General features: G+C 64.7%; 9 protein-coding genes. 8 read left to right on the forward strand and 1 reads right to left on the reverse strand.

What is annotated here, in order from left to right; translation table 11 throughout:
* Positions 1-96 precede the first annotated feature (96 nt).
* Genes HY852_RS15225 through HY852_RS15245 form a run of 5 tightly spaced genes read left to right on the forward strand, consistent with a single transcriptional unit; the run spans position 97 to position 4,601 of the window.
* Positions 97-966 carry a branched-chain amino acid ABC transporter permease gene (locus HY852_RS15225; RefSeq protein ID WP_291605595.1) on the forward strand — a complete coding sequence of 290 codons (870 nt, stop codon included), beginning with the start codon at positions 97-99 and terminating at the stop codon, positions 964-966.
* A gap of 8 nt (positions 967-974) precedes the next feature.
* On the forward strand, positions 975-2,006 hold the full coding sequence (locus tag HY852_RS15230) for a branched-chain amino acid ABC transporter permease (protein ID WP_291605596.1): 1,032 nt from the start codon (positions 975-977) through the stop codon (positions 2,004-2,006).
* Positions 2,003-2,755 carry an ABC transporter ATP-binding protein gene (locus HY852_RS15235; RefSeq protein ID WP_291605597.1) on the forward strand — a complete coding sequence of 251 codons (753 nt, stop codon included), beginning with the start codon at positions 2,003-2,005 and terminating at the stop codon, positions 2,753-2,755. Before HY852_RS15230 ends, HY852_RS15235 begins: the two co-directional genes overlap by 4 nt.
* Positions 2,748-3,464, forward strand: a complete 717-nt coding sequence (locus HY852_RS15240; RefSeq protein WP_291605598.1) for an ABC transporter ATP-binding protein — start codon at positions 2,748-2,750, stop codon at positions 3,462-3,464. The genes HY852_RS15235 and HY852_RS15240 overlap by 8 nt, the downstream gene beginning before the upstream one ends.
* Before the next feature lie 18 nt (positions 3,465-3,482).
* Positions 3,483-4,601, forward strand: coding sequence for a cobalamin-independent methionine synthase II family protein (locus HY852_RS15245; RefSeq protein ID WP_291605599.1), 1,119 nt, complete (start codon positions 3,483-3,485; stop codon positions 4,599-4,601).
* A 63-nt stretch (positions 4,602-4,664) separates the two neighbouring features.
* On the opposite strand, the gene HY852_RS15250 is transcribed toward HY852_RS15245, so the two are convergent.
* Positions 4,665-6,368: a caspase family protein gene (locus tag HY852_RS15250; protein WP_291605600.1), complete on the reverse strand. Its 1,704-nt coding sequence runs from the start codon at positions 6,366-6,368 to the stop codon at positions 4,665-4,667.
* Between the two features lie 206 nt (positions 6,369-6,574).
* On the opposite strand from HY852_RS15250, the gene HY852_RS15255 reads away from it, so the two are divergent.
* The 3 genes from HY852_RS15255 to HY852_RS15265 all read left to right on the forward strand — a co-directional run.
* Positions 6,575-7,927, forward strand: a complete 1,353-nt coding sequence (locus tag HY852_RS15255) for a hypothetical protein (protein WP_291605601.1) — start codon at positions 6,575-6,577, stop codon at positions 7,925-7,927.
* A 57-nt stretch (positions 7,928-7,984) separates the two neighbouring features.
* Complete coding sequence (metK, locus tag HY852_RS15260) at positions 7,985-9,181, forward strand: methionine adenosyltransferase (protein WP_291605602.1); 1,197 nt, start codon at positions 7,985-7,987, stop codon at positions 9,179-9,181.
* A 75-nt stretch (positions 9,182-9,256) separates the two neighbouring features.
* The coding region (locus HY852_RS15265) for an adenosylhomocysteinase (RefSeq protein WP_291605603.1) at positions 9,257-10,169 on the forward strand (913 nt) is incomplete at its 3' end.

Genomic DNA, 10,169 nt, shown 5'->3' on the forward strand with positions numbered 1-10,169 from the left:
GAGGCACCCCCACCCCAGCCCTCCCCCGCAAGCGGGAGAGGGAGCCTCACGCCGGTGGTCGCAGCCTGAATTGACCTCAGTACGGTCCAACTTCGCATGACCGCAGTCCTGACCAATCTGTTCGACGGCGTCGCCTACGGCATGCTGCTGTTCGTGCTCGCCTGCGGGCTTGCCGTGACGCTCGGGCTCATGAACTTCGTGAATCTCGCCCACGGCGCGTTCGCGATGGCGGGCGGCTACATCTGCGCGGTGCTGGTCAACCAGTCCGGCTGGCCGTTTTTCGCCGCGCTGCCGCTGGCCTTCGTCTCCAGCGCGATCATCGGCGCGGGGCTGGAGCGGCTGCTCTACCGCCATCTCTATACCAGAAGTCACCTCGACCAGGTGCTGTTCTCGGTCGGTCTGGTCTTCATGTCGGTCGCTGCGGTCGACTACATCATGGGATCGGGGCGGATCTTCATCAAATTGCCCGCGGCGCTCGAGGGCCAGTTCGACGTCTTCGGCGTCGGCATCGGGCGCTACCGGCTGATGATCGTCGTGATCTGCGGCCTGCTCACGCTGGCGCTGCAGCTCGTGCTGTCGCGCGCGCGCTTCGGCAGCCGGCTTCGCGCCGCGGTCGATGATCCGCGCGCGGCGAGCGGACTCGGGATCAACGTGCCGCAGGTGTTTGCCCTCACCTTCGCCTTCGGCTGCGGCCTTGCCGGGCTCGGCGGGGCGCTGAGCGCGGAAATCCTCGGACTCGATCCCTACTTCCCGCTGAAGTTCATGATCTACTTCCTGATCGTGGTGACGGTCGGCGGCTCCTCGAGCATCACCGGTCCCTTCCTGGCCTCGCTTCTGCTCGGCATCGGCGACGTCGCCGGCAAGTATTACGTCCCGAAGATGGGACCATTCGTGATCTACACCATCATGATCGTGATCCTGATCTGGCGCCCGAACGGCCTGTTTGGCCGCTCGTCCGTACGTTGAGGCCTCCGATGAGCGCGCAAGCCGACGTCGGACACCACGCCAGGCGACACGCGCGCTGGCATTGGGGCGAAGTCGTCTTCTGGGTGCTGGCGCTCGCCTGCGCGTTCCTGTTCCCCTCGCGCTACCTGATCATGACCGACATCGTGCGGCTGGCGCTGTTCGCGCTGTCCCTCGACCTCATCCTCGGCTATGCGGGCATCGTCTCGCTGGGCCACGCGGCTTTCTTCGGCGTCGGAGCGTATTGCGCCGGGCTGCTGTCGCTGCACGGCATCATCACCGAGCCCGTGCTCGCGCTGATCGTCGCGGGGCTTGCCGCGATGGTGCTCGGCTTTGCCACGAGCTTCCTGGTGATCCGCGGCGCCGACCTGACGCGGCTGATGGTGACGCTCGGGATTGCGCTGCTGTTGGAAGCCCTGGCCGAGCGCTATTCCAACATCACCGGCGGCACCGACGGCCTGCAGGGCATCGACATGCAGCCGATCTTCGGTCATTTCGCTTTCGATATGTTCGGCAGGACCGGCTTCTTCTACAGCCTTGCCGTCGTGTTTGTGCTGTTCCTGCTGGCCCGCCGCATCGTGCATTCGCCGTTCGGATTGTCGCTGCGCGCCATCAAGAACAACCCGCTGCGCGCGGCCGCGATCGGCATTCCCGTCAACCGGCGCCTGGTCGCGGTCTACACGCTGGCCGCGTTCTACGCCGGCGTTGCGGGCGCGCTGTTCACCCAGACGACCGCGCTCGCATCGCTTGACGTGTTCTCGTTCGAGCGTTCCGCCGACCTGATGCTGGTGCTCGTCATCGGCGGCGCCGGCTATCTCTATGGCGGACTGATCGGCGCGGTCGTGTTCAGGATGCTGCTGGAACTGTTCTCGACCATCACGCCGCAATACTGGCAGTTCTGGATCGGGCTCGTGCTGGTCGTGATCGTGCTGGTCGGACGCCAGCGCCTGCATCGCGGCGTATTGTGGCTGCCCAACCTCATTGCCCGCAGCATCGGCGGCCGCAAGGCGGTGGTTGCGGTCCCGGAGAGCGAGGGACCATGACGATCGCGCTGGAAACGAGAGCACTGGACAAGTATTTCGGCGGCCTGAGGGTGACGCGCGAACTGTCGCTGAAGGTCGAGCAGGGCGCGCGTCATGCGCTGATCGGGCCGAACGGCGCCGGCAAGACGACCGTGATCAACCTGTTGACCGGCGTCATCAGGCCGAATAGCGGGCGCATTCTGCTCGAGGGCCAGGACATCACCGACCTGCCGGTGCACCATCGGGTGCGGCGCGGATTGTCGCGCACGTTCCAGATCAACCAGCTCTATCCCGACCTGACGCCGCTGGAGACCGTCGGGCTTGCGGTTTCGGAACGGCTGGGCCGCGGCGGCGACTGGTGGCGGCGGATGGGCACCAACGACGACGTCAACACGGAGATCGCGGACACGCTGTCGCGCTTTCACCTGCTCGACGCCATGAACGAGCCGACGGCGACGCTGCCCTACGGCAAGCAGCGCCTGCTCGAGATCGCGGTCGCGATTGCCGCCAAACCGAGGGTGCTGCTGCTGGACGAGCCCGCCGCCGGCGTGCCGGAAAGCGAGCGGCATGACATCCTGGCGGCCGTCGCCGGCCTGCCGCGCGACGTCACCGTGCTCCTGATCGAGCACGACATGGATCTGGTGTTTTCCTTCGCCGACCGCATCTCGGTGCTGGTCAGCGGCGCGCTGCTCGTCGAAGGTCCGCCGGACCAGGTGGCGCGCGATCCGCAGGTGAAGGCGGTCTATCTCGGCGAGGCGGCTGATGCCTGATCTGCTTGCGATCGAAGGCTTGCGGGCCGGCTACGGCGAGGCCGTGGTGCTGCCGAACATGTCGTTGCGGCTGGAAGAAAGCCAGGTCCTGGCGCTGCTCGGGCGCAACGGAACCGGCAAGACCACGCTGATCAATTCCATCGTCGGCGTCACCCGCCGTTTCGCCGGGACGATTACGCTCGGCGGCGTCGATATTACCGGCTTTCGCCCGGACCAGCGGGCGCGCGCCGGCATGGGGTGGGTGCCGCAGGAGCGCAACATCTTCGCGTCGCTGACCGTGGAAGAAAACATGACGGCGATCGCCCAGCCCGGGCCGTGGACGGTGGAAAGGGTCTACGACATGTTTCCGCGCCTGAAGGAGCGGCGCAGCAACTACGGCAATCAGCTTTCCGGCGGTGAACAGCAGATGCTGGCGATCGGACGCGCGCTGACATTGAACCCGAAAGTGCTGCTGCTCGATGAGCCGACTGAGGGGCTGGCCCCGATCATCGTCGAGGAACTGTTGAAGGCGATCGGGACCATCGCCCGGTCCGGCGGCATCTGCTCCATCATTGTCGAGCAGAACGCGCAAAAGCTTCTGGGGCTTGCCGACCGTGTTGTGATATTGGAACGCGGCGTAATCGTCCACGACGCACCGAGCAGCGCCCTGAAAGCCGATCCGGCGCCGCTCGAACGCTATCTCGGTGTTGCCGGAGCTGCGGCACACTGAATTTTCGGGAGTGAGACCATGCAGCGAACCAGACCCCCATTCCGTGCCGACGAGGTCGGCAGCCTGTTGCGGCCGCCGCGCATCAAGGAGGCGCGCGCCAAGCTCGAGAAGGGCGAGATTTCGGCCGAAGAACTCCGCAAAATCGAGGATCTCGAGATCGAGAAGGTCGTGCACAAGCAGGCCTCGATCGGGCTCAGGCTGGCGACCGACGGCGAGTTCCGCCGCTCGTGGTGGCACTTCGATTTCCTCGCGAAGCTCACCGGCTGCGAACTGTTTCACCCCGAAACAGGTATCCAGTTCGCGGGCGTCCAGACCCGGCATGACGCGGTGCGCGTCATCGGCAAGCTCGACTTCCCCGACAATCACCCGATGCTCGACCACTTCCGCTTCCTGAAGAAGCATTGCGACATCGCGCACGTGGTGCCGAAGATGACGATCCCGTCGCCGGCCGTGCTGCATTTCCGCGGTGGCCGCAATTCGATCTCCAGGGACGTCTATCCGGAACTCGACGCGTTCTTCGAGGATCTCGGCAAGACCTATCGCAAGGCCGTGAAGGCCTTCTACGATGCCGGCTGCCGCTATCTGCAGTTCGACGACACGGTCTGGGCCTATCTCTGCTCGCAGGAGGAGCTCAAGAAGGTCCGCGAGCGCGGCGACAATCCCGACGGCCTGCAGCAGATCTATTCGCGCGTGATCAACTACGCCATCGCCGAACGGCCGGCCGACATGGTGATCACGACCCATGTGTGCCGCGGCAATTTCCGCTCGACCTGGATCTCCTCGGGCGGCTATGAGCCGGTCGCCGAGACCATGCTCGCCGGCACCAATTACGACGGCTATTTCCTCGAATACGACAGCGACCGTGCCGGCGGATTCGAGCCGCTGCGCTTCCTGCCCAAGGGCAACAAGGTCGTGGTCGTCGGCCTCATCACCTCGAAGTTCGGCGAACTGGAAAACAAGGCCGACATCAAGCGGCGCCTGGAAGAAGCCGCCAGGTTCGCGCCGCTCGAGCAGCTCGCGCTTTCGCCGCAATGCGGCTTCGCCTCCACCGAAGAGGGCAACGTCCTCTCCGAGGAAGAGCAGTGGGCGAAGCTCAGCCTTGCGGTCGAGATCGCGAACGAGGTCTGGGGGAAGTAACCAGGTCCGTCATTCCGGGTTCGCGTCTCCGACGGGCCCCGAATGACGCCGCACGTGCGGCCTTCACTTCTCGGCGAGATAGACCTCGCCGAGCAGCGAGGAGTTCGACCACGGCACCTGCTTGTTGTGGGTCGTGGAGACCACTTCGGCGCGGACGCGCGTCAGCATCTGCTGCACTTCGAGACCCGTCGTGACGATGTGGCGCGACAGCGCCGCCGAGAATGGGCTGTTGGCGCCTTCGCCGTCGAGCGCCACCTGTCCGGGCGCGGTGGCGAAGGCGATCAGCGTGCCGGCACCCAAGGTTGCGCCCGATCCGAGGCTCGTCGGCGCCGCAAGGCCCGCGGCCGCTTGGATGCCGCGATTGGGGCCGGAGGAAGGTGCCTGCGGCGCCATCGGGTTGTTGCGGCAGGCGTCGAAGATCAGGATGTTGGTGCGCACCTGGTCGTCGAGCCCGGCCATGATCGTGTCCATGTCGATCATCTCTTCCGTCATGCTGGCGCCGGGGCGCAGCTGCACGTCGATCGGGATGAGGTAATTGCGGCCGTCGACCTGCACGCCGTGGCCCGCGTAGTAGACCACCGCGACCTGCGCCCGCGCCGCCTCGCGCAGGAAATCGCGCGTCACCTTCTGCATGGTCGTGCGGTCGAGATCGACGCCTTCGGAAACGGTGAAGCCGATATTGCGCAGGCTTTTCGCGACGGCGCGCGCATCGTTGGACGGGTTCGGCAGCGCCTTGACATGGGCGTAGGCGCCATTGCCGATGACAAGCGCCATGCGCCGGCCGGGGCTGGCCTTGCCGGAAGGAGCCGGGGTGGGCGCCGGCGTCTGTTGTTGCTGTCCCGCGGTCGACGAGGGCGCATCGCGCGGCGTCAAGGGACCGGCCGCGTCCGACAGCAGCGACAGCCGCACCCTTGCGGTCGCCTGGTTGGCCCTGCTTCCCGCGTCGGACGCCACGCCCTGCAGCGTCGCCCTGAAGTCCTCCTTGGCGTGCTCGTAGTCGCCCTTGGCCTCGTAGGCGAGCCCACGATGGATATAGGCCGAGATCAAGACGCTGCCGGGCGGGGTCATGATGTTGACGGGCGTCTTGGCCTTAGCAAGCCGGATCGCCTCGGTGCCGTCGGCGATGGCGCGATCGAAATCGCCCTTGGCGCGCCAGATCACGGTGCGGCTGGTCAGCGGCGAGGGCAGAGCGGGGTCGAGCCGGATCGCCTGGTTGATGTCGGCGAGCGCGCCGTCGAGATCGCCGAGCGCCTCCTTGGCCCTACCGCGGTTTTGATACGAGAACGTGTTGGGGCTCAAGCGGATCGCCTCGGTGTAATCGGCGACCGCCTTGGCGTAGTCGCCCTTGGAGCGCCAGGCGTTGCCGCGGTTGTGGTAGAGGGTCCCGCTCGGTGACCCCGATTTGAGCGCATCATCGAAGTCGGCAATCGCGATGTCGTACTCGCCCTTGTCGAAATAGGCCGAGCCGCGCAGGTTGTAGTTGCCTTGGCTCGGCGCCAGCCGGATCGATTCGGTGGCATCGGCGATGACCTTGGCGTAGTCGCCCTTCTTGTTCCAGCCGACCCCCCGCCAGAAGTACACGTCTGCCAGCTGAGAACCCTTGAACACCTTCAGCGCGATGATCTTGTTGCAGGCATCGATCTGCTTGTCGGCCGGTGTGCCTTCGCTGGTGCAGAGCGGGCCGAGCTGCGACCGCGCCTGTGCGAAGCAGGGCGCCGACCACAGGGCCGCAGCCAGCAGGGTGAGCGCGATCAGAATGCGGCGCATGAGATGATGTCCCCAATTAGCGTCCAGCCGTTTGTTGTCCCCGGCAGGCTGGCGGTTCAAGACCGAATCCGGCTGCGGCGCCCCGTACTGACATGCTTATCCGGGGGATCCCAACGGCGCGTCACCATCGCGAAGGTGCGGCGGTGGGCAGATGGTGGTAGGAGGGGTGGTCCTTTCCGCTGCCCACCATCCTTCCCGCGCTGCCGATGAAAAACGACGAAATCCTCCGCCACATATCGGAGTTCTGCCGCAAGGCCGACATGGCGGAGACGACCTTCGGCCGGCGTGCCGTCAACGACGGCAAGCTGGTGCATCGTCTGCGCGAGGGCAAGCGGATCACTATCGATACGCTGGAGCGCATTCAGGCCTATATGGCCGCTGCCACGCCCGGGGGTATGCCGCCCCGCGGCCTCGAGTTGGTGCCGGAAAAGCGCGACCCGCGCGGCAATTTTCGCTTCTTCGAAAATCGCCAGAAGTACCTGCTATTCGTTCATACCTGCAGCGAGAAGCGGGTGATCGCCGACCGCGTGGCGCTCGAGCTCGCGAGCATCCATCCGCGGCCACCGGCGCTCCGCCTGTTTGATGCCGGGATCGGCGACGGCACGGTGCTGGCGCGGGTGCTGCGCGCGATGCACGGCCGCTTTCCCAACATGCCGTTTTACGTCGCCGGCAAAGAGCTCAGCCTTGAAGACGTGCGGCTCACACTGGAGAAGGTGCCGGATCGGCTGTTTGAGCATCCGGCAACAGTTTTTGTTTTTACTAACATGTATTATGCCGAGGCTCCCTGGCTGACACCCAACTCGCCGACGGCGGCTGCGGCCCTGGTCTGGCATGAGGTGCCGCTGCGGGGGGCGTCTTCGGGGGAGTTCGAGGCCCAGATCGCCGATCTGAAGCCGTTTCTGGAGCAGAACTGGCGTGCCAATGTCAGCCCGCGGTCCGGCATGCCAATCTATGAGCGGCCCGTCGTTCTCGTGCTGTACCGGGACGACCACCGTTTCCTGCTCGATTCGGCGATCCCGCGCGCGGGCCGCACCGAGGCGAATTTCGACCTCATTATTGCGTCCCAGCCCTATCGTGCGAAATCTTCGGTCAATTTCCGCGCCAAGCGCATCATCGCGCCCCTGGCACGGGCATTGCGGGCAGGCGGCCGCCTAATCGGTATTCACTCCCATGGTCAGGATCCGGGGATCGAGATGATCCAGGCGGTATGGCCCGGAGAAAATCCTTTCTCGGTGAGCCGCCATGAGCTATTGCGCGCGGTAAAATACGAACTCGGATCGGCAGGCCGCGATCTTAACTTTAACGCCTACGCTGATAACCGCTCGATCTTTCGCTATGATATGGAAGCACTGCCCAATGAGGTTACCGGGGCGATCGGAACCTCGACAGCCTTTGCAGCGTGGAATGCGGCAGTGTATGTCGCTCAGATTGAGGACGACCGCTTGACGGATATGACTCAAAACGGCCGCACTCTCGATGCTGCCAGGGACGTTCTTCGCAAGTATAACGGGCTCTGGTTCTACGATGAATCCTACGTCATCTCGCGCCGGCGCGATTGACATTCTAAGAACATATTTCGAAACGACCGCCAAGACGGCGGAAACAGGGGTTGCTTGATGCGCGCGTCTTATCTCTTCACCAGCGAGTCGGTCTCCGAGGGCCACCCGGACAAGGTCTGCGACCGGATCTCCGATGAGATCGTCGATCTGTTCTATCGCGAGGGGCCGAAGGCCGGCATCGATCCCTGGCAGATCCGCGCCGCCTGCGAGACGCTCGCCACCACCAACAAGGTGGTGATCGCCGGCGAAACCCGCGGGCCCAAATCGGTCGACAACGAGCAGATCGAAAGCGTGGTTCGCGGAGCCATCAAGGACATCGGCTACGAGCAGGAAGGCTTCCACTGGAAGACCTGCGACATCGAGATCCTCCTGCACCCGCAGTCGGCCGATATCGCGCAGGGCGTCGATGCGCACCAGCCCGGGGCGAACAAGGAAGAGGGCGCGGGCGACCAGGGCATCATGTTCGGCTACGCCTGCAACGAGACGCCGGACCTTATGCCGGCTCCGATCTTCTATGCGCACAAGATCCTGCGCCTGATCTCGGAAGCCCGCCACTCGGGCCGCGAGAAGGTGCTGGGCCCGGACTCCAAGAGCCAGGTCACGGTGCAGTACGAGAACGGCAAACCCGTCGGCGTTCGCGAGCTCGTCGTCTCGCACCAGCATCTGGTCGAGGACATGTCGTCCGCCCAGGTCCGCGAGCGCGTCGAGCCTTACGTGCGTGAAGCGCTGCCGAAAGGCTGGATTACCGACAAGACTATCTGGCACATCAATCCGACCGGAAAATTCTTCATCGGCGGACCGGACGGCGACACCGGCCTTACCGGCCGCAAGATTATCGTCGACACCTATGGCGGCGCGGCTCCGCATGGTGGCGGCGCGTTCTCGGGCAAGGATCCAACCAAGGTGGACCGCTCGGCCGCTTATGCCGCGCGCTATCTCGCCAAGAACATCGTCGCGGCGGGCCTTGCCGAGCGCTGTACCCTGCAGCTCGCCTACGCCATCGGCGTGGCGCGGCCGCTGTCGATCTATATCGATACCCACGGCACCGGCAAGGTGCCGGAGGACAAGCTAGAGAAGGCCGCCGCCGAGGTGATGGACCTCACGCCGCGCGGTATCCGCTCCCATCTCGACCTCAACCGGCCGATCTACGCTCGCACCTCCGCCTACGGCCATTTCGGCCGGACGCCGGACAACGAGGGCGGCTTCTCCTGGGAGAAGACCGACCTGGTCGAGCCGTTCAAGCGCGCCGTCTGACTTTTTCGCAATCGTCTAGCGTGTTCCGGAAAGCAGCTCAGCTTTTCGGAACTCGCCATTTAAGGGACCAACCGCATGACCGCTGCCAAGACGCCCGGCTTTAACGACTATATCGTCAGGGACATCTCGCTCGCCGAATTCGGCCGCAAGGAAATTTCGCTGGCCGAAACCGAAATGCCAGGCCTGATGGCCACTCGCGAGGAGTTCGGTCCGAAGCAGCCGCTGAAGGGCGCGCGCATCGCTGGCTCCCTGCACATGACGATCCAGACCGCGGTGCTGATCGAGACGCTGGCGGTGCTGGGTGCCGATATCCGCTGGGTCTCCTGCAACATCTATTCGACCCAGGACCATGCGGCTGCGGCCATTGCTGCGGCCGGCATTCCCGTGTTCGCCGTGAAGGGCGAGACGCTCACAGAATACTGGGACTACACCGCCAAGCTGTTCGACTGGCATGGCGGCGGCACGCCGAACATGATCCTGGATGACGGCGGCGATGCCACCATGCTCGTGCATGCCGGCTACCGCGCCGAGCAGGGCGATACCGCCTTCCTCGACAAGCCAGGCTCCGAAGAAGAGGAAATCTTCTTCGCGCTGATCAAGCGCCTGCTGAAAGAAAAGCCCAAGGGCTGGTTCGCCGAGATCGCAAAGAACATCAAGGGCGTTTCGGAAGAGACCACCACCGGCGTGCACCGCCTCTATGAAATGGCGAACAAGGGCACGTTGCTGTTTCCGGCAATCAACGTCAATGACAGCGTGACGAAGTCGAAGTTCGACAACCTCTATGGCTGTCGCGAATCGCTGGTCGACGGCATTCGCCGCGGCACCGACGTGATGCTGTCGGGCAAGGTCGCGATGGTCGCGGGCTTCGGCGACGTCGGCAAGGGCTCGGCGGCTTCGCTGCGCCAGGCCGGCTGCCGCGTCATGGTCTCCGAGGTCGACCCGATCTGCGCGCTGCAGGCGGCGATGGAAGGCTACGAGGTCGTGACCA

Origin of the sequence: Bradyrhizobium sp. (assembly GCF_016213215.1) — a bacterium.
GTDB lineage: Bacteria > Pseudomonadota > Alphaproteobacteria > Rhizobiales > Xanthobacteraceae > Bradyrhizobium.